This window comes from Streptomyces sp. NPDC005963, assembly GCF_040638655.1.
Taxonomy (GTDB): domain Bacteria; phylum Actinomycetota; class Actinomycetes; order Streptomycetales; family Streptomycetaceae; genus Streptomyces.
In genome coordinates, this window is sequence record NZ_JBEXVD010000006.1 from 58,739 (window position 1) to 81,922 (window position 23,184).

General features: G+C 69.4%; 24 protein-coding genes. 18 read left to right on the forward strand and 6 right to left on the reverse strand.

From position 1 onward, the window contains the following. Nucleotides 1–92: 92 nt before the first annotated feature. Nucleotides 93–305 (reverse strand): hypothetical protein, encoded by a 213-nt coding sequence (locus ABZ348_RS11535; protein WP_358931744.1) that lies wholly within the window; start codon nt 303–305, stop codon nt 93–95. Nucleotides 306–452: 147 nt separating this feature from the next. Here ABZ348_RS11535 and ABZ348_RS11540 point away from each other — a divergent pair, with 147 nt between their 5' ends. Then, on the forward strand, nt 453–1,709 hold the full coding sequence (locus tag ABZ348_RS11540; RefSeq protein ID WP_358931746.1) for a histidine kinase: 1,257 nt from the start codon (nt 453–455) through the stop codon (nt 1,707–1,709). Then, nucleotides 1,706–2,383 (forward strand): response regulator transcription factor, encoded by a 678-nt coding sequence (locus ABZ348_RS11545; protein WP_358931748.1) that lies wholly within the window; start codon nt 1,706–1,708, stop codon nt 2,381–2,383. The genes ABZ348_RS11540 and ABZ348_RS11545 overlap by 4 nt, the downstream gene beginning before the upstream one ends. A gap of 225 nt (nt 2,384–2,608) precedes the next feature. Here the strand turns inward: ABZ348_RS11545 and ABZ348_RS11550 are convergent, their stop codons facing one another. Beyond that, entirely contained in the window at nt 2,609–3,613 is a 1,005-nt protein-coding gene (locus tag ABZ348_RS11550; protein ID WP_358931750.1) for a Gfo/Idh/MocA family oxidoreductase, read from the reverse strand. 112 nt (nt 3,614–3,725) lie between these two features. On the opposite strand from ABZ348_RS11550, the gene ABZ348_RS11555 reads away from it, so the two are divergent. The 4 genes from ABZ348_RS11555 (at nt 3,726) to ABZ348_RS11570 (ending at nt 7,686) form a co-directional block, all read left to right on the forward strand. Further along, nucleotides 3,726–4,499 carry a GntR family transcriptional regulator gene (locus tag ABZ348_RS11555; RefSeq protein ID WP_358931752.1) on the forward strand — a complete coding sequence of 258 codons (774 nt, stop codon included), beginning with the start codon at nt 3,726–3,728 and terminating at the stop codon, nt 4,497–4,499. A gap of 312 nt (nt 4,500–4,811) precedes the next feature. Continuing rightward, entirely contained in the window at nt 4,812–5,825 is a 1,014-nt protein-coding gene (locus ABZ348_RS11560; RefSeq protein WP_358931754.1) for a sugar ABC transporter substrate-binding protein, read from the forward strand. Then, the gene (locus ABZ348_RS11565) at nt 5,822–6,883 is read left to right on the forward strand and encodes an ABC transporter permease (protein WP_358931756.1); all 1,062 of its coding nucleotides are present in this window, start codon (nt 5,822–5,824) and stop codon (nt 6,881–6,883) included. The genes ABZ348_RS11560 and ABZ348_RS11565 overlap by 4 nt, the downstream gene beginning before the upstream one ends. Continuing rightward, nucleotides 6,880–7,686, forward strand: coding sequence for an ATP-binding cassette domain-containing protein (locus ABZ348_RS11570; protein ID WP_358931758.1), 807 nt, complete (start codon nt 6,880–6,882; stop codon nt 7,684–7,686). The genes ABZ348_RS11565 and ABZ348_RS11570 overlap by 4 nt, the downstream gene beginning before the upstream one ends. A gap of 120 nt (nt 7,687–7,806) precedes the next feature. On the opposite strand, the gene ABZ348_RS11575 is transcribed toward ABZ348_RS11570, so the two are convergent. Beyond that, a complete protein-coding gene (locus ABZ348_RS11575) occupies nt 7,807–8,322 on the reverse strand; it encodes a TlpA disulfide reductase family protein (RefSeq protein ID WP_358931760.1) in 516 nt (171 codons plus the stop codon). Between the two features lie 975 nt (nt 8,323–9,297). Here ABZ348_RS11575 and ABZ348_RS11580 point away from each other — a divergent pair. The 10 genes from ABZ348_RS11580 (at nt 9,298) to ABZ348_RS11625 (ending at nt 18,319) form a co-directional block, all read left to right on the forward strand. Continuing rightward, entirely contained in the window at nt 9,298–10,458 is a 1,161-nt protein-coding gene (locus ABZ348_RS11580) for an ROK family glucokinase (RefSeq protein WP_358931762.1), read from the forward strand. Nucleotides 10,459–10,841: 383 nt separating this feature from the next. Then, a complete protein-coding gene (locus tag ABZ348_RS11585) occupies nt 10,842–11,417 on the forward strand; it encodes a hypothetical protein (RefSeq protein ID WP_358931764.1) in 576 nt (191 codons plus the stop codon). 258 nt (nt 11,418–11,675) lie between these two features. Beyond that, on the forward strand, nt 11,676–12,908 hold the full coding sequence (pcaC, locus tag ABZ348_RS11590) for a 4-carboxymuconolactone decarboxylase (RefSeq protein ID WP_358932217.1): 1,233 nt from the start codon (nt 11,676–11,678) through the stop codon (nt 12,906–12,908). A 12-nt stretch (nt 12,909–12,920) separates the two neighbouring features. Next, nucleotides 12,921–13,547 carry an MBL fold metallo-hydrolase gene (locus ABZ348_RS11595; RefSeq protein ID WP_358931766.1) on the forward strand — a complete coding sequence of 209 codons (627 nt, stop codon included), beginning with the start codon at nt 12,921–12,923 and terminating at the stop codon, nt 13,545–13,547. A 95-nt stretch (nt 13,548–13,642) separates the two neighbouring features. Next, nucleotides 13,643–14,422, forward strand: a complete 780-nt coding sequence (locus ABZ348_RS11600) for an exodeoxyribonuclease III (RefSeq protein WP_358931768.1) — start codon at nt 13,643–13,645, stop codon at nt 14,420–14,422. A 99-nt stretch (nt 14,423–14,521) separates the two neighbouring features. Then, nucleotides 14,522–14,968: a DUF6278 family protein gene (locus tag ABZ348_RS11605; RefSeq protein WP_358931770.1), complete on the forward strand. Its 447-nt coding sequence runs from the start codon at nt 14,522–14,524 to the stop codon at nt 14,966–14,968. A gap of 170 nt (nt 14,969–15,138) precedes the next feature. Continuing rightward, nucleotides 15,139–15,885, forward strand: coding sequence for an amino acid ABC transporter ATP-binding protein (locus ABZ348_RS11610; protein WP_358931772.1), 747 nt, complete (start codon nt 15,139–15,141; stop codon nt 15,883–15,885). Nucleotides 15,886–15,897: 12 nt separating this feature from the next. After that, nucleotides 15,898–16,803: a glutamate ABC transporter substrate-binding protein gene (locus ABZ348_RS11615; protein WP_358931774.1), complete on the forward strand. Its 906-nt coding sequence runs from the start codon at nt 15,898–15,900 to the stop codon at nt 16,801–16,803. 8 nt (nt 16,804–16,811) lie between these two features. Further along, a complete protein-coding gene (locus ABZ348_RS11620) occupies nt 16,812–17,456 on the forward strand; it encodes an amino acid ABC transporter permease (RefSeq protein WP_358931776.1) in 645 nt (214 codons plus the stop codon). Further along, a complete protein-coding gene (locus ABZ348_RS11625) occupies nt 17,453–18,319 on the forward strand; it encodes an amino acid ABC transporter permease (protein ID WP_358931778.1) in 867 nt (288 codons plus the stop codon). The genes ABZ348_RS11620 and ABZ348_RS11625 overlap by 4 nt, the downstream gene beginning before the upstream one ends. 68 nt (nt 18,320–18,387) lie before the next feature. Here the strand turns inward: ABZ348_RS11625 and ABZ348_RS11630 are convergent, their stop codons facing one another. Beyond that, entirely contained in the window at nt 18,388–18,531 is a 144-nt protein-coding gene (locus tag ABZ348_RS11630; protein WP_358931780.1) for a hypothetical protein, read from the reverse strand. A 217-nt stretch (nt 18,532–18,748) separates the two neighbouring features. Beyond that, nucleotides 18,749–19,492: a hypothetical protein gene (locus tag ABZ348_RS11635; protein ID WP_358931782.1), complete on the reverse strand. Its 744-nt coding sequence runs from the start codon at nt 19,490–19,492 to the stop codon at nt 18,749–18,751. Between the two features lie 120 nt (nt 19,493–19,612). On the opposite strand from ABZ348_RS11635, the gene ggt reads away from it, so the two are divergent. Then, nucleotides 19,613–21,421, forward strand: coding sequence for a gamma-glutamyltransferase (gene ggt / locus ABZ348_RS11640; RefSeq protein WP_358931784.1), 1,809 nt, complete (start codon nt 19,613–19,615; stop codon nt 21,419–21,421). 210 nt (nt 21,422–21,631) lie between these two features. Then, on the forward strand, nt 21,632–22,351 hold the full coding sequence (locus ABZ348_RS11645; protein WP_358931786.1) for a glycoside hydrolase family 75 protein: 720 nt from the start codon (nt 21,632–21,634) through the stop codon (nt 22,349–22,351). A 19-nt stretch (nt 22,352–22,370) separates the two neighbouring features. On the opposite strand, the gene map is transcribed toward ABZ348_RS11645, so the two are convergent. Continuing rightward, nucleotides 22,371–23,138 carry a type I methionyl aminopeptidase gene (gene map, locus ABZ348_RS11650; protein ID WP_358931788.1) on the reverse strand — a complete coding sequence of 256 codons (768 nt, stop codon included), beginning with the start codon at nt 23,136–23,138 and terminating at the stop codon, nt 22,371–22,373. Between the last annotated feature and the right edge of the window lie 46 nt (nt 23,139–23,184).

Below are 23,184 nucleotides of genomic sequence, written 5' to 3' on the forward strand. Positions count from 1 at the left end.
GTGCCGGCCTTCCCCGTGTCCCGTACGGCACCACTGGTCTGGCAGCCCGTGCACGGGCGGGTGGGCGGAGGTCGGCCCCTGCTGGGACCGCCCTACTTCAGCCGCTCGGCCATCATGCACATCGCGAACCCCACCACAGCGATCACCAGGTTCGCGAACACCGCCTGATCATCGAGGAACCCCACGTTCTCCGTCAGCAGACGGGTGACGGCCATCAGATCGAACCAGCCCGTCAGCTCGTGCAGGACCCCGCACCCGCCGAGGAACACCAGGAGCCCGCCGACGCCATCGAGAGTCTTCTTCATGCCCACGATCGTGGGCGCGCGCACGAAGCGCCCGCATCGGTCCCCGGGATCACACCGCCCACCCAAAGTCCCTTCCCCGTGCAACTTTGGTCGCTGCTGCGCCCCGCCCCCTCCGCACCCCGCGTCCGCCTGCGTAGATTCACCGACATGACACGCACGGAATACCGCTGGCTGCTCCCCTCCGCCATGGCGGGCGGCCTCGATACGGAGCTGGCGGGCGAACAGTTTGGCCCCGGCTCCGGGCGGCGGCCGGCCAGACCCCGGCGCACCGTGCGCGACTGGATCGTCGATACCGCCCTGTTCGTGCTTGCGGCACTCGTCGGCATGGCCGCGGCGGACGTCAGCGATCAGATCAACGACTCCGAACTCGTGGTGCTGGTCGACCAACTCGCCGGCATCGCCGCCTGCTGCGCCCTGTGGCTGCGCCGCCGCTGGCCCGGACCGCTCGCCCTCGCCCTGACCCTGGTGTGCCTTGTGACCCCGGTGGTCGGCGGGGCCGTCCTCGTCAGCCTGTTCAGCCTCGCCGTGCACCGCCCCTTCCGACCGGCGGCCGTGATCGGGCTGCTCTCGCTCGTCAGCGCCTGCGCCAGCCCCGTCATCCGCCCGGATCCGACGACCGACCTCTGGGCCTCCGTCATCGGCGGGGCCGTCTTCGTCCTGTTGGCGCTCGGCTGGGGGATGCTCGTCCGCTCCCGCCGGCAACTCTTCGTCGTCCTCCAGGAGCGCGCCCACCGTGCGGAGACCGAAGCCGAACTCCGGGCCGAACAGGCCCAACGGCTGGCGCGCGAGGCCATCGCCCGGGAGATGCACGACGTCCTGGCCCATCGACTGACCCTGCTCAGCGTCCACGCCGGCGCCCTGGAGTTCCGCCCCGACGCACCGCCCGCCGAGGTGGCCCGAGCCGCCGGGGTGATCCGCGACAGCGCCCACGAAGCCCTCCAGGACCTGCGCCAGATCATCGGGGTGCTGCGCACACCGGGCGACCACGAGTCGGGTGACCGTCCCCAGCCGACCCTCGCCAGCCTCGACGCCCTCGTCCACGAATCCCGCGAGGCGGGGATGAAGGTCCACCTGGACAGCAGCATCGTCGAGCCCGTCGCCGTGCCCCCAGCGCTCGGCCGCACCGTCTACCGAATAGCTCAGGAGGCCCTCACCAACGCCCGCAAGCACGCACCCGGCGCCGAAGTGACCCTCGCCCTCGGTGGTGCACCCGGCGACGGCCTCACCGTCGCCGTGGACAACCCCGCAGCCCCAACACCGCGTCCGATCACCGCCGTACCCGGCTCCGGGCAGGGGCTGATCGGACTGGGTGAGCGCGCCATGCTCGCGGGCGGCACCCTGGAGCACGGAAAGACGGGGGACGGCGGCTTCCACGTACGGGCGTGGCTACCGTGGGCGGCATGACAATCCGGCTGCTCGTCGTCGACGACGACCCCCTGGTCCGCGCCGGCCTCGCCCTCATGCTGGGCGGGGCCCACGATCTGGACATCGTGGGGGAGGGCAGCGACGGCAGCGAAGTCCCCGAACTGGTCGCCCGACTCGATCCCGACGTGGTCCTGATGGACATCCGGATGGAGCGGGTGGACGGGCTCACCGCCACCGAGGAGTTGCGGCGCAGGCCCGGGGCGCCCGAGGTTCTCGTCCTCACCACCTTCCACGCCGATGAACAGGTGGTGCGCGCGCTGGGTGCGGGTGCGGCCGGTTTCGTCCTCAAGGACACCCCTCCCGCCGAGATCGTCGCCGCCGTCCGCCGGGTGGCCGGCGGTGATCCGGTGCTTTCGCCCGCGGTGACCCGTCAGCTGATGGCCAAGGTCGCCGACCAGCGCCACGAGCGGGGCGCCGACCCCCGCAGGAGGGCGGCCATCGCCCGGATCGACACCCTCGCCGAGCGGGAGCGGGAGGTGGTGGTCGCCGTCGGCCGGGGCCAGTCCAACGCCGAGATCGCAGGCGCCCTGTTTCTGAGCGTCCCCACGGTCAAGACCCATGTCTCGCGCGTGCTGGCCAAACTCGGGCTGAACAACCGGGTACAGATCGCCCTTCTCGCCCATGACGCCGGGCTGTTGGACGACACGCCGTAGGGGCCTCGCACTCCGGCCGGCACCCTTGCGTGCCGTGTCACGTCCTGCGCCGGGCCGGCGGTGACGGAACGGCCCCGACAACCCGAGACCAGCGCCCCCTTCGAATGCGCCGCGGAAACCTCGGACGGGGCCTTGAAGTTTTCGTACCCGGTTCGGCCGACCGGGTAGCGGCTTCGGCCACCCGGGGGTTCCGCGGCGCTGCCCCGGACGACCGTCCCGCCCGGATCAATCGATGCGGATCTCCTCGATGCGCACCGGCCGGCGCTCGCGCCGCGACAGCTCGCACGCCTCGGCGATCCGCAAGGCCGCCAGCGCCTCCCGCCCGTCGCACGGGTTCTCCCCCTCGCCCACCACCATCCGCAGGAAGGCGTCCAACTCCGCCTCGTACGCGGGGGCGAACCGCTCCAGGAACCCGGGCCACGGCCGGGACGCGGCCCGCGGACCCTTCGGCTCGGTCGAACTGATCGGCGTACGGTCGTCCAGACCGACCGTCACCTGGTCGAGCTCCCCGGCCAGCTCCATCCGGACGTCATAGCCCGCGCCGTTGCAGCGCGTCGCCGTCGCCGTCGCCAGTACGCCGTCCTCCAGGGTCAACACGGCGGCCGCGGTGTCCACGTCACCCGCGGCGCGGAACATGTCGGGGCCGGCGTCCGAACCCGTCGCGTACACCTCCACCACCTCGCGCCCGGTCACCCAGCGCAGCATGTCGAAGTCGTGGACCAGACAGTCGCGGTAGAGGCCGCCGGAGAGCGGTAGGTACTCCGGGGCCGGTGGTGCCGGGTCCGATGTCATGGCGCGCACCGTGTGCAGCCTGCCCAACCGTCCGGATTCCACCAGCTCCCTGGCGGCTCGGTAACCGGCGTCGAAGCGGCGCATAAAGCCCAGCTGGAGTTGGGTGCCGGCGGCTTCGACCTCGTGGAGCGCGGCGAGCGTCCCCGGGACGTCCGCAGCTATCGGCTTCTCGCAGAAGGCGGGCAGCCCCGATCGTGCCGCCCGGGTGATCAACTCGGCGTGCGACGCGGTCGCGGAGGCGATCACCAGGGCGTCCACTCCCCAGGTGAAGATCTCCCGAGCGCTGGGCGCCGCGGTGGACCCGGTGCGTTCGGCCACCGCAGCCGCCCGCGCCGGATCGGCGTCCGCCACCACGAGCGCCCCCACCTCTCGGTGGCGACTGAGCACCCTCGCGTGGAAGGTGCCGATACGTCCCGTACCGATGAGTCCGATGCGCATGGGGAAAAAATGGGGGTGCCCCCGCCACCCTGTCAAGGCTTTGTCCTGACAACCGGACGTTCTCGTGTTCCGTCCCTTCCCGTGCCCGAGGCCCGGCGACTACGCTCGGCCCGTGCCCAAGCAGCCCAGACCCGGGACGGACGTCGTCCCGTCCCTCCAGCTGAGCGTGGACCGCACCAGTCCGGTTCCGCTCTACTTCCAGCTCTCCCAGCAGTTGGAAGCAGCGATCGAACAGGGGGTGCTCACCCCCGGCACACTGCTCGGCAACGAGATCGAACTCGCGGGCCGGCTGGGGCTCTCCCGGCCCACCGTCCGCCAAGCCATCCACGCCCTGGTCGACAAGGGTCTGCTGGTGCGCCGCCGAGGCGTCGGCACCCAGGTCGTGCACAGCCAGGTGCGCAGACAACTGGAGCTCAGCAGCCTCTACGACGATCTGGAGGCGGCCGGCCAGCGCCCCGCCACCACGGTCCTGCGGATATCCACCGGCACCGCCGCCCCCGCGGTCGCCGACGCCCTCGGTCTCGACGAAGGCGCCGAAGTCCAACGGATCGAACGCGTCCGGTACGCCCACGGGGAACCCATGGCGCTGCTCACCAACCATCTGCCCGTCGGGCTGCTGGACTGCGGCAGCGCCGAACTGGAGGCGACCGGCCTCTACCGGATGATGCGGGCCGCCGGGATCACGCTGCACAGCGCACGCCAGTCGGTCGGTGCCCGGGCCGCCACCGCCGCCGAGGCCGAACTCCTCGCCGAACGCCCTGGCGGTCCGGTGCTCACCATGGAACGCACCACCTTCGACGACACCGGACGCACCGTCGAGCTCGGCTCTCATCTGTACCGTGCCTCGCGCTACGCCTTCGAGTTCCAACTCCTCGTCCGCCCCTGACCACCGTCCGCCCCGGGCCGCGGCACGGACACCCGTCTGAAACCAGCCGGCCCGCCGCCCCGGACCCGATCACAGCCTTGACGGGCCGCGGAGCCCGCCGTACGACTCCCCGAGGTCGCCCACCGCACGGCCCGCGGCCCGCATCGCCATCCGCGGCCCAGCCGGCACCAGGAGTGTCCGATGACCTACCCGGCGTACCCGATGCCCACCCTCCGACCAGCCGTGACCCATACTTGGGCGGCCGGGACGCGTCATTCCGCTTCCCGGCCACCGCGAGAATCAGCAAGGCAAGAAGGACAGGGGCACGGCGTCGTGGCAAGGGCAAGGACAGGGGTACGCGTCATCGGCGCGGTGCTGGCGGCAGTGCTCGGGGCCTCCCTGGTGGGATGCAGCAGCACCGGCGGCAAGCGAGCCGAGGACGCCCGCAAGGCCCAGGCCGCCGCCGGAAAGGCAGCCGTCAGCACACCCCGCTGGACCTTCGCCATGGTCACCCACTCGGGCGACGGGGACACCTTCTGGGACATCGTCCAAAAGGGCGCCAGGGAAGCCGCGGCCAAGGACAACATCAACTTCCTCTACTCCAAGAGCGACGAAGGACAGCAGCAGGCGCAGCTGGTCCAGGCCGCCATCGACAAGAAGGTCGACGGGCTGATCGTCACCCTGGCCAAGCCGGACGCCATGAAGGCCGTCGTCACCAAGGCCGTCGCGGCGGGCATCCCCGTCGTCACCGTCAACTCCGGATCCGAACAGTCGAAGGCGTACGGGGCGCTCACCCACATCGGCCAGGACGAGACCATCGCCGGTCAGGCGGTCGGCGAGGAGCTCAACGAACGCGGCCGGAAGAAGGCGCTCTGCGTCCTGCACGAACAGGGCAACGTTGGCCACGAGCAGCGCTGCGCCGGAGCGAAGAGCACCTTCGACGGCGACATGCAGAACCTGTACGTCGACGGCACCAACATGCCCGACGTCCAGGCGACCATCGAGGCGAAGCTCCAGACGGACCGCTCGGTGGACGCCGTCGTCACCCTGGGCGCTCCCTTCGCCGCCACCGCGGTCAAGGCGAAGCGGACCGCGGGCAGCAAGGCCGAGATCGACACGTTCGACCTCAACGCCAAGGTCGTCGCGGGACTGGAGGACGACTCGCTGGGCTTCGCCGTCGACCAGCAGCCCTACCTCCAGGGTTACGAGGCAGTCGACCTCCTCTGGCTCTACCGCTACAACGCGAACGTGCTCGGCGGCGGAAAGCCCGTGCTGACCGGTCCGCAGATCATCACCAAGGAAGACGCCGCCGAGCTGGAGGACTACACCAGGCGGGGGACCCGATGAGCGCGACCGCACCCTCCGCCCCCACCCGGGAACCGGGCGCGCCCGACGAACGCCTGCTGCACAACTCGATGCTGCGGACCCTGATGGGCCGGCCCGAACTGGGCTCGATCGTCGGAGCCCTTGCGGTCTTCGTCTTCTTCTCCCTGGTCGCCGACTCGTTCCTCCAGGCGTCCAGCCTCTCCACCGTGCTCTACGCCTCCTCCGTCATCGGCATCATGGCGGTGCCGGTCGCGCTGTTGATGATCGGCGGCGAGTTCGATCTGTCGGCCGGGGTGCTAGTCACGAGCTCGGCCCTGGTCTCGTCGATGTTCAGCTATCAGATGACGGCGAACGTCTGGGTCGGGGTGTTCGTATCGCTCCTGGTCACCCTGGCCGTGGGAGTCTTCAACGGGGCGATGCTCACCCGGACCAAGCTGCCCAGCTTCATCATCACGCTGGGCACGTTCCTGATGCTGACCGGTCTCAACCTCGGCTTCACCAAACTGATCAGCGGCACGGTCTCCACCAAGTCGATCGCCGACATGGAGGGATTCACCTCGGCCAAGGCCGTCTTCGCCCATGAGTTCGTCATCGGTGACGTCACGATCAAGGTCACCATCCTGTGGTGGATCGCCCTCATCGCGGTCGCGACCTGGGTCCTCCTCCGTACCCGTTTCGGCAACTGGATCTTCGCGGTCGGTGGCGGGGAGCACGCGGCCCGTGCCGTCGGCGTACCAGTCACACGAACCAAGATCGGCCTCTACATGGGGGTGGCCTTCGCCGCCTGGATCTGCGGCCAGCACCTGTTGTTCTCCTTCGACGTGGTGCAGTCCGGCGAAGGCGTGGGCAATGAGTTGATCTACATCATCGCGGCGGTCATCGGCGGGTGCCTGATCACCGGCGGGTACGGGTCCGCGATCGGGTCCGCGATCGGTGCGCTGATCTTCGGCATGACCAGCAAGGGAATCGTGTACGCGGAGTGGGACCCGGACTGGTTCAAGTTCTTCCTCGGGGCGATGCTGCTGCTGGCGACCCTGCTCAACGCCTGGGTCCGCAAGAGGGCGGAGGCGACACGATGACGGGGTCCCCGCTGGTCGAACTGGACGACGTCAGCAAGTTCTACGGGAACATCCGCGCGCTGGAGGGGGTGTCCCTGACCGTGCACTCCGGTGAGATCACCTGTGTGCTCGGCGACAACGGCGCGGGGAAGTCCACCCTCATCAAGATCATTGCAGGGCTGCACCGGCATGACAGCGGAGCCTTCTCGATCGAGGGCGAGCCGACCCGTCTGTCGAGCCCCCGGGAGGCGCTCGACCGGGGCATCGCCACCGTCTACCAGGACCTCGCCGTCGTGCCGCTGATGCCGGTGTGGCGCAACTTCTTCCTCGGCTCGGAGCCCACCGTGGGCAAGGGGCCCCTCCGACGGCTCGACGTCCGGCGGATGCGTGAGACCACCCGTTCCGAACTGCTGCGGATGGGGATCGACCTGCGCGACGTGGACCAGCCGATCGGCACCCTCTCCGGTGGTGAACGGCAGTGCGTGGCGATCGCCCGCGCGGTCCACTTCGGTGCCAAGGTGCTCGTCCTGGACGAACCCACGGCTGCTCTGGGCGTCAAGCAGTCCGGGGTCGTCCTCAAGTACGTCGCCGCGGCTCGGGACGCCGGTCTCGGCGTGGTGCTGATCACGCACAATCCGCACCACGCCTATCTGGTGGGGAACCGGTTCGTCCTCCTCAAGCGGGGCGTGATGGCGGCCAGCCACACGAAGGACTCCGTCACCCTGGACGAACTCACCCGTCAGATGGCGGGCGGCAGCGAACTCGACGACCTCCGCCACGAGTTGGAGCGGGCACCGAACCCGCCCGGACTCGACCCCTCCTGAAGGGCCCGGCTCCGCCACCGCGCCGGCGTGGCCGAGCCGTCGACCCGGAGCCCGGCGTGGGCCCGGGACCGGGTGCGCGCGCTGGAGCGACTTCCGCAGCGACTCCCGCCGGGTGCGGCGTCAGGCCCCGACCGTGTCGGAGAGCGGTCGGGGGCCGGCTGCGGTACGGGTGACTTTGCCCCCGGCGTCCACGAGGACCGTCGTGGGCGTGACCGAGATCCGAAAGGCCCCGGACAGCTCGCCGGGGGAGGGTTCGACCACCACGCTCGCCACCCCGGCCAGCGGTTCCGTCAGTTCCCTGGCAGTCGCTTCGTCGCCGGCGATCACCACGACCATCCGGTCCGCCGTCAGGCCGGTGGATCGGGCGTGCTTCACCAGCTGGGGCACGAGAGCGGGGCAGACAGGGCAGCCGGTGGACAGGAAGGCGAGCACCACGGGCCGACCCACGAGGTCCGCCCGACCGATGGTGCGCCCCGAGAGGGTGGTGGCCGAGAAATCAGGCATCTGCCGGCCGGGTTTGGGTCCGCTGCGCGGCTGCCCTGGTCGGCGCAGCCTCCGTATGAACCCGGTCAGCAGCGCGAGGTTCACCAAGCCGAGCACTCCGACGAGGACGAGGCCGGCAATGACGAGAGCCATGTCTCAACTCCAGTTGGGGTCGTGGGTGCGACGGCACCCGGGACGGGAGGGGGAGGGGCTCCCCCTCTCGGGGCATGCATCTCCCGGGGTGTGGATTCCGCGGGCCGTGCGGGGAGGGTCAGCCGCCGGGTCTGTTGTGCCGGGTGCGGAGAGCCGCGGCGACCGCGGGGGAGGAACCGACCGTGCTGTCGCTCAGTCCGATGGAGGCGCCCCAGGGCCGGGGCGAGTGGGCGCGGCGTTGAACAGTCTTCGCAACTGCATCAAGGTGGAGGCCGTACGGAATGCGCCGTACAGCCCGGGGGCCGAAGGGGGAGTCGGGCCCCTGCGCCGCAGCCGAAGGGCGGGCGCCGGGCGACATCGCACAGGTGAGAGGTGCACCACCGGGGCAGGTGGTGCATTCCGCTTCTAGGCGCCCGGGTTCACCCGGCGTTGGTGCCGAACTGGTTCACCGCCGCCCGAAGCTCCCCGGCAACCGGTCCGCACACCGCCCCGCGTACTGCCGCCCCCTCCGGGAAATCCGGGTGCCTGAGCAACGGCGGCCCGTCCGGCCGAGAAGGCGGTTGTCGATGTGTCGCCCGTTCGTACATCGGCCGGCGCCACAACCCTCGACCGTGGCCTCCGTTTGTGGCCCGTCCTCGCTCGGCAGCCCATCGCCGACCTTCCGTAGCACGTTCATGGGGTCCTCCCCTTGGATACGGAGCGTGCGTAGTCGATCACTGGACTAGACCTATTTGCAATGTGCTTCTGCGATGTGTGACTCGGGTCACATGGGGTGTGTGGGTGGATATCGGCCACCCTCGCTCCCCGTGTCGCCGCCGCCCTCAGATGGCAGAATCGGCCACGGCGGGCGACGTCCGCCGCCGGGCCCGGGGTGAAGCAGCTCATCGCGTGCCGACCGGCCCCCACGACACCAGGAACGATGCGACCCGTGCGAGCACCTGCCCCCATCCGCTCGACACCACAAGGCGGCGCCCGGTGAGCACCTACCGAGACTTCGCCCACCGCGGCTCGGCCCGCGCCACCGTCCTGCGGACCGTCGGCACCCGCGAACGCCGCTCCCATCTGACCGCGCCCCGCGTGCCCACGGTGGGCATCGACATCGGCGGTACGAAGGTGATGGCGGGGGTCGTCGACGCCGACGGGGTCATCCTGGAGAAGATCCGCACCGAAACCCCCGACAAGTCCAAGAGCCCCAAGGTCGTCGAGGACACCATCTGCGAACTCGTCCTCGACCTCTCGGACCGGCACGATGTGCACGCCGTCGGGATCGGCGCCGCCGGCTGGGTGGACGCGGACCGGTCCAAGGTCCTCTTCGCACCCCATCTCGCCTGGCGCAACGAACCTCTGCGCGATGCCCTCTCCGCCCGGCTCGCGGTCCCCGTGCTCGTGGACAACGACGCCAACACCGCGGCCTGGGCCGAGTGGCGCTTCGGCGCCGGCCGGGGCGAGGACCATCTGGTGATGATCACCCTCGGGACCGGCATCGGCGGCGCGATCCTGGAGGACGGCCAGGTCAAGCGGGGCAAGTACGGGGTTGCCGGTGAGTTCGGGCACATGCAGGTGGTGCCCGGTGGCCATCGCTGTCCCTGTGGCAACCGCGGCTGCTGGGAGCAGTACAGCTCCGGCAACGCCCTGGTGCGCGAGGCCCGCGAACTGGCCGCGGCCGACTCGCCCGTCGCGCACTGTCTGATCGACCGCGTCGGCGGGAACATCGGGGACATCACCGGCCCCCTCATCACCGAGTTGGCCCGCGAGGGCGACGCCATGTGTGTCGAACTGTTCCAGGACATCGGCCAGTGGCTCGGGGTCGGCATCGCCAACCTGGCCGCGGCCCTCGACCCCTCCTGCTTCGTGATCGGCGGGGGCGTCAGCGCCGCCGACGACCTTCTCATCGGGCCCGCCCGCGACGCCTTCCGGCGCCATCTCACCGGCCGTGGCTACCGTCCCGAGGCACGCATCGCCAAGGCCCAGTTGGGGCCCGAGGCCGGGATGGTCGGGGCCGCCGATCTGGCCCGGCTCGTCGCCCGTCGCTTCCGTCGCGCCAACCGCCGGCGCGTGGAGCGCCACGAGCGGTACGAGCGCTATGCACAGGTGCTGCGCAACTCCGCCTCGGTGCGCCCCACCGAGGACCACTGAGGGCGACTGGGGACCACGCGGGACCGCGGAGAGCCACTGAGGTGTGGGGGAAGCTCAGGCCGCCGGGGGGCGCCCCCGGACCGGCCCCAGCGCACAAAGTTCAAGCCTGCGGAGCCGTGCGGGGCGCGAGGAGGTGTGGCGGCCCGCCGCCGCTCGGGAACCTCCGGAAGCTTCGGCGCATTCGTCGTACCGGGGTGCTCACGCGGACGCCCGCTCGCTCGATCGGACGGTTCTGTGACGCTGCCCCCCGCCCCGCGATGTCGTGTCCGCCGCGGTCCCGTACACCCCAGTCCTCTGGGAACCGAAGAGTCCGCTTCCGAGCCCGGCCGTTCCGGGACCGTACACTTCAGTTCCGACCGAGCCCCGTCCAGGAACCGACTTTCATGACCGTGCCCCGCCAGCCCACGTCCCCGGACGAGAGCTTCCGGCCCCCCGAGGGCAGGCGGCACATGATCCTTCGCCGCTGGTTGACGGCGATCATCATCGTGCTCCTCGTCGGAATCCCCGCCGGCTATCTGGTGATCTCCGCCGAGCAGAGCCGCGACAGCGGGCGCGACAAGGCAGCCGAGTCATCGGCCCGTGGGCTGCGCGACAGCTGGCCCTCCCAGATGAAGCGCCGCATCTTCGAGGTGCCGATTCCGCCGAAGTCCTCCAAGGTCGCCTACTTTGAAACCAGCAACTGGAAGACCAGCCGGTTGTACGTGCAGTTCCGGACCACGTCGGAGGGGCTCGACCTGTTCCTGGAAGAGGTCGGCACCAGCCGTTCCGAACTCATGTACGGGCAGGTCGCCATCGGTGCCAAGGACGCCCGCACGGTCGGTTGGGAGTTCACGTCCGAAAAGATCTGGGCAGGCACCAGCCACCCGGGCACGCGCCCCAGACCCAGTCAGGACATCACCGTCGACATGACCGATTCCACCCGCCCCAGGGTGTATGTCGTGTCCAGAACGACTCCCTGACCCTCCTCGAACGGACTACGTGTGGGGGGACCGCACTTTCCACGCGGCGAACTCACTACCGTGGAGCGGGTGAGTGAGACACAGACTCCCCCCGACGAGCAGACCCCCACCGGTGAGCAGACCCCTGCCGCGCCCTGGACAGCGGACGGCGGACGGACTCCCCTCGACGGACCGATCCCGGTGGCCGAACAGGCGCCCTCCCCAGTCCCGCCCGGCATACCCGCCGAGAACCCACCCCCGCAGACCCTTCAGTACCGCATGGACGGGCCGGACGACGCCCCGGTCCTGATCCTGGGTCCCTCCCTCGGTACCACATGGCATATGTGGGATCGACAGATCGAGGAACTCTCCCGCGAATGGCGCGTGCTGCGCTACGACCTGCCCGGTCACGGGGGCGCTCCGGCCCAGCCCGCCGCCTCTATCGGCGAACTCGCCGAACGCCTCCTCGCCACCCTCGACGGGCTGGGCATCCAGCGCTTCGGCTACACCGGCTGTTCCATCGGGGGTGCGATCGGCATCGAATTGGCACTCGGCCATCCGCACCGCGTCGCCTCGCTCGCGCTCGTCGCGGCCTCGCCCCGCTTCGGCACCGCCGACGAGTTCCGGCGGCGCGGCGTCGTGGTCCGCACCAACGGTCTGGAGCCGATGGCCCGCAGCGCGCCCGAGAGCTGGTTCACCCAGGGCTTCGCCGCCGCCCAGCCGGCGATCGTCGAGTGGGCCGTCCAGATGGTCCGCACCACGGACCCCGGCTGCTACATCGCCGCCTGTGAAGCGCTGGCCGCCTTCGACGCCCGTACGGAACTGGGCCGCATAGGCGTCCCCACCCTGGTGCTCGTCGGCTCCGAGGACCAGATCACCGGTCCCGCCGAGGCGCGCACCCTGGTCGCGGGGATCCCGGACGCGCGGCTCGCGCTGGTGCCGGGAGCCTCCCACCTGGCGCCCGTCGAGCAGCCGGCCGCGGTGACGGATCTTCTCGTCCGCCACTTCGCCGGAGTCGCCCAGGACACCCTGTCCGCGATCCCCGCACCGCAACTCGCGCCCGCGGCCTCGGCTCCGGTCGTGCCCGCGGCCGAGGTCGCACCGGTGGTCGAACCGGCGTTTCCGGGCCGTGCCGATCCGTATGAGCCGGGGGTGAAGGTCCGCCGCGAGGTCCTCGGCGACGCCCACGTCGACGAGGTGACCGCGCGGGCCGACGCCTTCGGCGACGACTTCCAGGAGTTGGTCACCCGGTACGCCTGGGGCGAGGTCTGGAGTCGGGACGGCATCGACCGACGAACACGCAGTGTCATCACCCTGACGGCATTGGTGGCAGGGGGTTATCGGGAGGAGCTGGCGACCCACACCAGGGCCGCGCTCCGCAATGGGCTGACTCCGCAGGAGATCAAGGAGATCCTGCTCCACACCGCCGTGTACTGCGGCGTTCCGGCGGCGAACTCCGCTTTTTCCGTGGCCCGTGAAGTCATTCGGCAGGAGACGACACCGGGTCCGTAGCAGGATGTGCCCATGGAGCTGACGAAGAAGAAGCACGCCTGCATCCGTTTGGAGAAGGACGGGGCGGTCCTGGTGATCGACCCCGGCGCCTTCAGCGAGCAGGACGCCGCCGACGGCGCTGACGCCGTACTGATCACCCATGAGCACCTCGACCACTTCGACGAGGGGCGGCTGCGCTCCGCCCTCGCCTCCGGGGCCGAGGTGTGGACGCTGCGGAGCGTCGCCGAACAGCTGTCGGCGGCCTATCCCGGTCGCGTCCACACCGTCGGCCACGGCGACACGTTCTCCGTGGCCGGATTTAATGTGCAGGTGCACGGGGAGCTCCATGCCGTGATCCACCCGGACCTCCCGCGGGTGACGAACGTCGGCTATCTGGTGGACGGCTCCGTCTTCCACCCCGGTGACGCCCTCACCGTGCCGGAGGTAGCCGTCGAGACCTTGATGCTGCCCGTCCACGCGCCGTGGAACAAGATCGCCGAGGTCATCGACTACGTACGCGAGGTGAAGCCGCGACGGGCCGTCGATGTCCACGACGCCCTGCTCACGGACCTCGCCCGGCCGGTCTACGACACGCACATCGGCAATCTGGGCGGGGCCGAGCACACGCGACTGGGTGCCGGCGAGAGCATCGCCGTGTGATGGGGTTCCTTTTCGGTCATTCACTCGACGAACGCCCGACCGGCCGGCTGCCCCGCCGAGCCCGGAGTGTCACACCCCGGCATTAGGCTTTCCCCATGCGCATCGCCACATGGAACGTCAACTCGATCACCGCTCGGCTGCCGCGGTTGCTCGCCTGGCTGGAGAGCAGCGGCACGGATGTGCTCTGCATCCAGGAGACCAAGTGCACCGAGGAGCAGTTCCCGGCCGCGGAGCTGCGGGAGATCGGCTATGAGTCCGCCATCCACGCGGACGGCCGGTGGAACGGCGTGGCGCTGCTCTCCAAGGTCGGTCTGTCCGATGTGGTCAAGGGGCTGCCGGGCGGCCCGGAGTACGGGGGCGTCCAGGAGCCCCGTTCGATCTCCGCCACCTGCGGCCCGGTGCGCGTGTGGTCGGTCTACGTGCCCAATGGCCGAGAGGTTTCACACGATCACTACGCCTACAAGCTGAGCTGGCTGGCCGCGCTGAAGACCGCGGTCGCCGAGGACGCGGCGGGGGAGCGGCCCTTTGCCGTCCTGGGCGACTTCAACATCGCGCCCACGGACGACGACGTCTGGGACCGGGCGGCCTTCGAGGGCAGCACGCACGTCACTGAGCCCGAGCGGGCCGCGCTCGCCGCTCTGCGGGAGACGGGTCTGGCCGATGTGGTGCCGCGGCCACTCAAGTACGATCATCCGTTCACCTACTGGGACTACCGTCAGTTGTGCTTCCCGAAGAACCGCGGCATGCGCATCGACCTCGTCTATGGCAACGAGCCGTTCAGGGAATCAGTCAAGGACGGCTACGTCGACCGTGAGGAGCGCAAGGGCAAGGGAGCATCGGACCATGCCCCGGTCGTGGTCGACGTCACCGTCTGACTATCGGCCACCGATCGACCGACGTCGTCCGACGACACCGATGACCGCCGTCGCGTGCCTTGTGGTGCGGCTGGCGGCGGGAATGCGAGGGTGAGTGGTGTGAACATCCCTTTCTTGGACCATTGGCTCAAACGTCACGGCGCTGACCAGGAGGACCAGCGGGCCGCAGCGGAGAGCGACCCGGAGCGGGCGGCGGCCATCGCCGAGTTGCTCTCGGAGTGCGAGCTCCTTCGTGTCCGGGCCGAGCGGCTGGGGCTCGAACTGGATGACAGCCCGGATTCATTGGCCGCGCTCGACCAGCTTCCGCCGCGCTGGCGGGACGATCCCGAGGAACTGCCCTGGGTGGGCAATGACGCGGGCCTCTACCTCGGTACGGTCATCGTGCGCACGGTTCCCGGGGCCGTCTGGCACATCTGGCCGGGTGGTCACCCTGTGGTGCGGCTTGCCTCGGGTCGGGAGATCAGCGTGGTCGAGGCGGGCCTGGACTGGGCGGTTCACGGCGCGCCCGAGTTGGCGCAGGTCTATGCGGAGGCGGCCGAGGCGTAGCCCCTGCCGGATTCGCCCGTCATCCACCGACCGCGGCGACCCGGGCGCCCGGAAGTCCGCTGAGATAAATACGGCTTATGCCCTATTTATGCGTGTCGCGCGTGAAGTCCCTTATCGGGATGGATAGTTTGCGCTGACCTCGACACAGCGATGAGTGGGTAGGGCAGCGTATGGCCGTCGTCGATCCGTTGATCGAGCTGCGGGACGTCAATAAGTACTACGGGCAGTTGCACGTTCTCCAGGACATCAACCTCACCGTCGGGCGCGGGGAGGTGGTGGTGGTCATCGGGCCGTCGGGCTCGGGGAAGTCGACCCTCTGCCGGACCATGAACCGGCTGGAGACCATCGAGTCGGGCACGATCACCATCGACGGCGAACCCCTGCCGGAGGAAGGCAAAGGGCTCGCCAGGCTGCGGGCCGACGTCGGGATGGTCTTCCAGTCCTTCAACCTCTTCGCCCACAAGACCGTTCTGGCCAATGTCTCCCTGGCTCCGATCAAGGTCCGCGGCCGGAAGAAGGAAGAAGCGGAGAGACGCTCGCGGGAACTGCTGGATCGAGTGGGGCTGGCCTCGCAGGCCGACAAGTACCCGGCGCAACTCTCCGGCGGACAGCAGCAGCGCGTGGCCATCGCACGAGCGCTCGCCATGGAACCCAAGGTCATGCTGTTCGACGAGCCGACCTCGGCCCTCGACCCCGAGATGATCAACGAGGTCCTTGAGGTGATGCAGCAACTCGCCCGGGACGGAATGACCATGGTCGTCGTCACCCATGAGATGGGCTTCGCCCGGTCGGCCGCCAATCGCGTCATCTTCATGGCCGACGGCCGCTGCATCGAGGACCGGACCCCCGAGGACTTCTTCACCCATCCGGAGAGCGAGCGCGCCAAGGACTTCCTCTCCAAGATCCTCAAGCACTGACGGGGCCGACACATGCGGATCAGACGTGCCCTGACGGCACTGGTGCTCGCGGCCCTCGCCGCCACGGCCTGCGGCAAGGAGGGCAGCCCCCCGGTCAAGGGACCACAGCCGGACCAACTGCCCGAGTACCAGGTCAACACGGCCTTCCAGTTGGAGGAATCACCGACCTGGCGCAAGGCGAAGCGACGCGGCCACTTCGTGGTGGGGGCCAAGGAGGACCAGCCCTACCTCGGTGAGAAGGACCCCGCCACCGGTCTGTACTCGGGTTTCGACATCGAGATCGCGCGGATGGTGTCCGCCTCGCTCGGGCTCGATCCACAGAAGATCGCCTTCCGTACGATCGCCTCCGCCAACCGGGAGACGGCCCTCCAGAACGGTCAGATCGACTACTACGTCGGCACCTACACCATCAACGACAACCGCAAGAAGCTCGTCGGCTTCGCAGGCCCGTACTACATGGCCGGTCAGGACCTGTTGGTCCGCGCGGACGAGGAGGACATCAAGGGCCCCGAAGACCTCGCCGGCAAGAGGGTCTGCTCGGCCTCCGGATCGACGCCCTACCAGCGCATCCAGGCCGACTACCCGAAGGCCGACCTCGTCGCCTACGACACGTACTCCATCTGCGTCGACAACCTCCTGACCTATCAGGTCGATGCGGTCACCACGGACAACGCCATCCTCACCGGATACGCGGCCAAGGCGCCGGACGAGTTGAAGGTCGTCGGCAAGCCCTTCTCCGAGGAGCCCTACGGGATCGGAGTGCCCCGCAAGGACAACGCCCTGCGCTTCGCCATCGACGACGCCCTGGAGGCCAACGAGAAGAACGGCAACTGGAAGAAGGCGTACAACGCCACGCTCGGTCTCTCGGGCGTCCCCGCACCCGAGCCGCCCCCGATCGACCGCTACCCGGCGAGCTGAGGACCGAAGTGAACGTACTGACCGACAACTTCTCCACCTACGGAGAAGGCTTCCTCGGTACCGTCGAACTGACGGTCTACTCCTCGCTCCTCGCGCTCGTCCTCGGTTTTCTGATGGCCTCCTTCCGGGTGGCGCCCGTGGGCTCCTTCCGGGTGATCGGCACGGTCTGGGTCACCGTGCTCCGCAACACCCCCCTGACCCTGCTGTTCTTCGCCGTCCTCCTCGGGCTGCCCCGGTTCGGCCTGGTCCTGCCCTTCAAGGTGTTCGCGGTCCTGGCCCTCGGCTGCTACACCTCCGCCTTCATCTGCGAGGCGCTGCGCTCGGGCATCAACACCGTCCCCAAGGGGCAGGGCGAAGCGGCCCGCAGCCTGGGCATGACCTTCAGCCAGACCCTCAACAACGTGGTGCTGCCCCAGGCGTTCCGCAGCGTCATCCCGCCGGTCGGTTCGACGATCATCGCGCTGGCGAAGAACTCCGCGATCGCCGGCGCGTTCAGCGTCACCGAACTCCTCGGCACCTACAAGACGCTCAGCGAACTCGGCTACAACATTATCTGGACCTTCGTCTGGATCGCCGTCGGCTATCTGATCATCACCCTGTCCATCAGTGCGCTGTTCAACGTGCTGGAGAAGCGCTATGGAGTCGCCCGATGACCGATTCCACCGCCCTCTACGACATCCCGGGGCCCAAGACCCGTCAGCGGCACCGCCTCTACGGGATCGTCTCGACCGTCGCCATCGCCGCCCTGCTCGGCTGGATCCTCTATCTGCTCTTCGACACCGGGCAGTTCACCGCCGCCAAGTGGACGCCCTTCGAGTACCAGGGCATTCAGGAACTGCTGTTGCGCGGTCTGGGCAACACCCTCAAGGCGTTCGCGTACGCCGCGGTGCTGTCCCTGGTCCTCGGCACCGTGCTGGCCTGCGGACGGCTCTCGGACCACGCGCCGGTGCGCTGGCTGTCCACCCTGCTCGTGGAGTTCTTCCGGGCGATGCCGGTCCTGGTGATGATCTTCTTCATCTTCGTCGCGCTGAAGGTCCAGCCCCTTCCCGCTCTGGTCGCGGGCCTCACCCTCTACAACGGCTCGGTCCTCGCCGAGGTCTTCCGCGCCGGCGTCAACTCGGTGGACCGCGGCCAGCGCGAGGCCGCGTACGCGCTGGGGATGCGCAAGACCCAGGTCATGACCCATGTGCTGGTGCCCCAGGCCGTCCGCGCCATGCTGCCGACGATCATCAGTCAGCTCGTGGTGGCACTGAAGGACACCTCGCTCGGCTATTTGATCACCTACGAGGAATTCCTCCACGCGGGCAAGCTCATCGCCTCGAACCTCGACTACGATCTGCCCTTCATCCCCGTGGTGATGGTGATCTCGCCGATCTACATCGGGATGTGTATGTTGCTCTCCTGGTTCGCGAACTGGGTGGCCAGGCGGCAGCGTCGCAATCCAAAGACGGAGGCCGTGGAGATCACCCCGGCCGATCCAGGGACGCTGCTGTCCGGGGGTCCCCCCAAGCCGTAGGAGGCAGGGCAGCAGTACATGGGGCATGACCCGGAGCCCCCCGACGGGGCTCCGGCCGCAGCCGGTGATCACTTCTGGCGTCGCGACACCCACGGATGGTGAGGGGCGGTCGCGGACGAGGAGAAGGTCAGCTGCGCCGGCAGGGTCGTGCTCGATGGAGAGAGCAGGTCGAGGGCGTCCACGACCACGGTGACACGGGTGCGGTCCGGCACTTCACCGGCGTGGAGGACCGCTCCGCGTCACGGTGCACGGCCCACCAGGGGTCAGCCCGTGGCGTACCGGGCGCCGGGTCGACCCGCTTGCCGAGGCCGAGCGGGCCCGCGTCGAAGCGCCACACGACGGGGGCGCCGCTCTCCTTGGTCGTCCGTCCAGGAAGGTGCCGCACGATCCGGAGCGCGCACCCTGGTGCCGTCCGGGCACCGGCTCGCCTCATCCGGTGGCGGTCCGCGGGGCGCCACCGGAGGGCAGCGGTGTCCTCGCCGCGACCGTCACGTCCGCGACCACCTCGACGACGTCGGGACCGTACGCCTGCGAGTTGACCACCTTCAGCAGCAGGCAGAACGAGTTCCGTCCGTGCTTGCGCGCCAGCCCCTCGTGGTGCCGGGCGAGATAGCGGGTGGCCGCCTGGTTGGTGATGGCGCGCTGACCACAGAAGAGGAAGACCGGCCGGGCGTCCTGATGGGCGGTCAATCGAGCCAGGAGTACGTATTCCGCCACTCCCGCCTCCAACCGGTAGCGATCCGCACCTATCTGGAACGCGCCCTGGTCCGGGCCCGGCTGGGGATCGACGTTGATGCGCACCCCGGGGAGCAAATGGTGCAGATGCGCCGCCATCCGCCGATTTGAGTACGGCCCGCCCACGCAGAACTCCGTACGCTCCCCGAAGCCCTGTCGGGCGATGTCGTGCCAGACGATCTCGGCCTGTGCCTCGCAGTCCTTGATGAGCGCGGACAACTCCAGCAGGGCGAACACGTCAAAGCGGTGCACCGACCCGTCCCGGCCTGCTTCCCGGTTGACGACCAGCAAGGACTCCGAGTTCGAGGGCAGTCCGAAGAAGGTCTGCTTGCGCAGCAGCTTGCGTCGCAGGAGGTAGGTACGGGCGAGCCAACCGAGCGTGGCGCTGATCCCGGCGGCCACCACACCGAGCACGATGTTGCGTACGTCGTCGTTCATGGGCGCGCAGCCTATCGCTGCCGTCGCACCGCCGTTCGATGCAGTCCCGGCCAGGTGTCCTGCCGACCCCGGCCGGGTGAAGTTACAGTGCGCGGACGCATGTTGACTGGAGGTATCCACATGGGCCGAACCGCCGCCCGCAACGCGACCGTTCTGACCGTCGCGGCAGCTATGGTCTCGCTGGGGGCCGCCGCGCCCTCGCAGACCACGCCCTTACTGAAGACACCCGCGAAGTCACCGGTGGCCGTCGGTCACGGTGGCGCCGTGGCCAGCGTCGATCCGGACGCCTCGGCCGCCGGCATCGAGGTGCTCAAACGAGGGGGCAATGCCGTGGACGCGGCGATCGCCACCGCTGCTGCCCTGGGCGTCACCGAGCCGTACTCGGCGGGCATCGGCGGCGGTGGCTTCTTCGTCCACTACGACGCCAGGACCCGTACGGTCCACACCATCGACGGTCGGGAGACCGCGCCGCGCTCCGCGGGCCCCGACCTCTTCCAGGAGAAGGGCCAGCCGATCCCGTTCGCCGAGGGCCAGACCAGCGGACTGGGCGTGGGCACCCCCGGTACGCCGGCCACTTGGGACAGCGCGCTCGACAGTTGGGGCAGCAAGCCCCTGGACGAGTTGCTGAAGCCCGCGGAGCGGTTGGCGCGCGACGGATTCATCGTGGACGCCACCTTCCGCTCCCAGACCGAGGCCAATCAGGAGCGCTTCGCCGACTTCCCGGCCAGCGCCGAACTCTTCCTCCCCCGGGGGAAGCTGCCCGTGGTCGGTACCGTCTTCAAGAACCCCGATCTCGCCCGCACCTACAAGACGATCGGACGGGAGGGCGTCAAGGCGCTCTACCGGGGTGACATCGCCACGGACATCGTGCGCACGGTCCGCAAACCGCCCGTCGGGGACGGGGTGACCCGCAAGGTCAGGCCCGGTGACCTCACCACCAAGGACCTGCGGACCTACGACACCATCCGGCGTGCACCCACGAAGATCTCCTACCGGGGCCTGGACGTCTACGGCATGGGTCCGTCGTCCTCGGGCGGCACCAGCGTGGGCGAGGCGCTGAACATCCTGGAGCGCACCGATCTCGCGGACGTCACCAAGACCCAGTACCTGCACCGTTTCATCGAGGCCAGCCGGATCGCGTTCGCCGACCGGGGCCGCTGGGTGGGTGACCCCGCCTTCGAGGACGTTCCCGTCAAGGAACTCCTCTCCCAGCGGTTCGCCGACTCACGGGGCTGCCTGATCAAGGACGATGCGGTGCTCACCAGCCCGCTCGCCCCGGGTGACCCTCGCAAGCCCGTTGCTTGCGCCAACAAGGGCAAGACCGCACCGACCACCTTCGAGGGGGAGAACACCACCCATCTGACGACGGCCGACAAGTGGGGCAACGTCGTCGCATACACCTTGACGATCGAGTCCACGGGGGGCAGCGGGATCACCGTGCCGAACCGGGGCTTCCTGCTGAACAACGAGTTGACGGACTTCTCCTTCGCGCCGGCGAGCCCGGCCGTGCACGACCCGAACCTGCCGGGTCCGAGCAAGCGTCCGCGTTCGTCCATCTCGCCCACGATCGTCCTCGACGAGGGGCGGCCGGTGCTGGCACTGGGCTCTCCGGGCGGTGCGACGATCATCACCACCGTGCTCCAGACCCTGACGGGCCGTCTGGACCGTGGACTGCCCCTGGTGGAGGCGATCGCAGCCCCGCGGGCCAGCCAGCGCAACCAGACCACGACCGAGTTGGAGCCGGGGCTCTGGGACAGCACCCTGCGGACGCGGCTGGAGAAGATCGGCCACCGCTTCCGTCTCAATGCGGAGATCGGGGCCGCAACGGGGATCGAGCGGCTCCCCGACGGGCGATGGCTCGCCGCGGCGGAGAAGGTGCGTCGGGGCGGCGGCTCGGCCATGGTGGTGCGGCCCAGCGGCAACCCGTAGCGAGGTTCCGGCCGGCATTTTGGACCGCGCCGCCGTTCGGGCGGGCGTACTCCGTCCGGCCCCTCGTTCACCCGCGGCCCGTTCGGCATCAACTGCCGGACGGGCCGCTGTTGTTGTATGAACGTCTGCCCCGACGCCGGCGACGGCGGGGGATCGGTTCTGTGCGGGAGCGGGTAAGGACGCATTTCCGCACAGAAAGGTGATCTTCCCATGCGTTCATCCACTCTGGTCCCCGCACTCGTCGCCGCGCTCGCGGGGGCGGCCCTGCTCGGCTCCGCCGCCCTGCCTGCCGAGGCGCAGCCGATTCAGCGGGTCGTCACCCCCGATGCGTACGGCGTGCGCGAGGGCACCGTAGGGGCGGCGGAACTGCTGGCCAGGACGGGGACCTGTACGCAGATCTCCAGCGGGAAGTACGCCAAGGACGCCGGAGGAACCAAGTCCGTCCCGGTCTGCGGCACCGACGAGGCGGTGTTCTGGACGGCCGATCTGGACATCGACTGCGACGGTCGGGCCACCACCCGGTGCAATGCCCAGACCGACCCCTGGTTCCTCCCCGATACCGCCTTCCATCAGTCGGACGGCAGACCGCTGAGCGCGGAGGAACTGCCGTTCATCGTGGTGCCCAGCCCCAGTTCGACCTGGCGCTACACCGACTTCGGGATCAAGGGCGGGTCGGTGGTGGCGGTGGTCTACGACGGCAAGGTCCGGTACGGAGTCGTCGGGGACACAGGGCCCACCGGGATCATCGGTGAGGCGTCCTACGCCATGGCCGAGTCCCTCGGCATCGACCCCGACCCGGCCACGGGCGGGGTTGCCTCGGGCGTCACCTACATCCTCTTCAAGAACTCCAAGGCGTCCCCGATCGAGAGCCACAGCGCCGCGGTGACGCTCGGGGACTCGCTGGCCAAGCAGTTCGTCGCGAACGGCTGACGGGGTCGGGCCGGCCGATTCACAGGACGGTGAGCACGCGCGGTCCGTCATCGGTGATGGCCACGGTGTGCTCCGCGTGGGCGGCCCGGCTGCCGTCGATCGTACGGACCGTCCAGCCGTCCTTGGCGGTGTAGTGGTCGTCCGTGCCGCCCGCGATCACCATGGGCTCGATGGCCAGCACCATGCCGTGGCGCAGCACCATGCCCCGCCCGGGCCGGCCCTCGTTGGGGACGCCGGGGTCCTCGTGCATCCGTCGGCCGATGCCGTGGCCTCCGTAACCGTCCGGAATGCCGTAGCCGGCCGAGCGGCACACGCGGCCGATGGCATGGGCGATGTCGCCGATCCTGCTGCCGACGACGGCCGCCGCGATACCGGCTTCAAGAGCGGCTTCGACGGTCTCGATGAGCCGGAGGTCAAAGGGCCTGGCGCGCCCCACGGTGAAGCTCACCGCTGCGTCACCCACCCAGCCGGCGAGCGTTGCGCCGCAGTCCAGGCTCAGCAGGTCGCCGTCGCGCAGCCGGTAGTCGTCCGGGATGCCGTGGACGATCGTGTCGTTGACCGACGCGCAGACGACGGCGGGGAAGGGGACGGGGGCCCAGGACGGGTGATAGCCGAGGAAGGGCGACAGGGCGTCGGCCTCGGCGAGGACGGCCCGCGCTGCGGCGTCCACCTCCCGCAGGGTCACTCCCACGGCCGCGACCTCACGGGCCGCGGTCAAAGCACCGGCCACGATCCGCCCGGCCTCGCGCATCGCTTCGATCGACTGATCGGTTTTGATCTCTACCATGCCAATTACTATACCGGTCCTGGCGGTATTCGAATACCGGCATTAG

Bases quoted from the DNA above. Each gene is read 5' to 3' on its own strand.
- ABZ348_RS11550 (WP_358931750.1), bottom strand. From the start codon at position 3,613: ATGCGCATCGGACTCATCGGTACGGGACGTATCGGCACCTTCCACGCG.
- ABZ348_RS11610 (WP_358931772.1), top strand. From the start codon at position 15,139: ATGGCCGTCGTCGATCCGTTGATCGAGCTGCGGGACGTCAATAAGTAC.
- ABZ348_RS11575 (WP_358931760.1), bottom strand. From the start codon at position 8,322: ATGGCTCTCGTCATTGCCGGCCTCGTCCTCGTCGGAGTGCTCGGCTTG.
- ABZ348_RS11635 (WP_358931782.1), bottom strand. From the start codon at position 19,492: ATGAACGACGACGTACGCAACATCGTGCTCGGTGTGGTGGCCGCCGGG.
- ABZ348_RS11600 (WP_358931768.1), top strand. From the start codon at position 13,643: ATGCGCATCGCCACATGGAACGTCAACTCGATCACCGCTCGGCTGCCG.
- map (WP_358931788.1), bottom strand. From the start codon at position 23,138: ATGGTAGAGATCAAAACCGATCAGTCGATCGAAGCGATGCGCGAGGCC.
- ABZ348_RS11645 (WP_358931786.1), top strand. From the start codon at position 21,632: ATGCGTTCATCCACTCTGGTCCCCGCACTCGTCGCCGCGCTCGCGGGG.
- ABZ348_RS11625 (WP_358931778.1), top strand. From the start codon at position 17,453: ATGACCGATTCCACCGCCCTCTACGACATCCCGGGGCCCAAGACCCGT.
- ABZ348_RS11535 (WP_358931744.1), bottom strand. From the start codon at position 305: ATGAAGAAGACTCTCGATGGCGTCGGCGGGCTCCTGGTGTTCCTCGGC.
- ABZ348_RS11615 (WP_358931774.1), top strand. From the start codon at position 15,898: ATGCGGATCAGACGTGCCCTGACGGCACTGGTGCTCGCGGCCCTCGCC.
- ABZ348_RS11585 (WP_358931764.1), top strand. From the start codon at position 10,842: ATGACCGTGCCCCGCCAGCCCACGTCCCCGGACGAGAGCTTCCGGCCC.
- ABZ348_RS11545 (WP_358931748.1), top strand. From the start codon at position 1,706: ATGACAATCCGGCTGCTCGTCGTCGACGACGACCCCCTGGTCCGCGCC.
- ABZ348_RS11595 (WP_358931766.1), top strand. From the start codon at position 12,921: ATGGAGCTGACGAAGAAGAAGCACGCCTGCATCCGTTTGGAGAAGGAC.
- ABZ348_RS11540 (WP_358931746.1), top strand. From the start codon at position 453: ATGACACGCACGGAATACCGCTGGCTGCTCCCCTCCGCCATGGCGGGC.
- ABZ348_RS11565 (WP_358931756.1), top strand. From the start codon at position 5,822: ATGAGCGCGACCGCACCCTCCGCCCCCACCCGGGAACCGGGCGCGCCC.
- ABZ348_RS11570 (WP_358931758.1), top strand. From the start codon at position 6,880: ATGACGGGGTCCCCGCTGGTCGAACTGGACGACGTCAGCAAGTTCTAC.
- ggt (WP_358931784.1), top strand. From the start codon at position 19,613: ATGGGCCGAACCGCCGCCCGCAACGCGACCGTTCTGACCGTCGCGGCA.
- pcaC (WP_358932217.1), top strand. From the start codon at position 11,676: ATGGACGGGCCGGACGACGCCCCGGTCCTGATCCTGGGTCCCTCCCTC.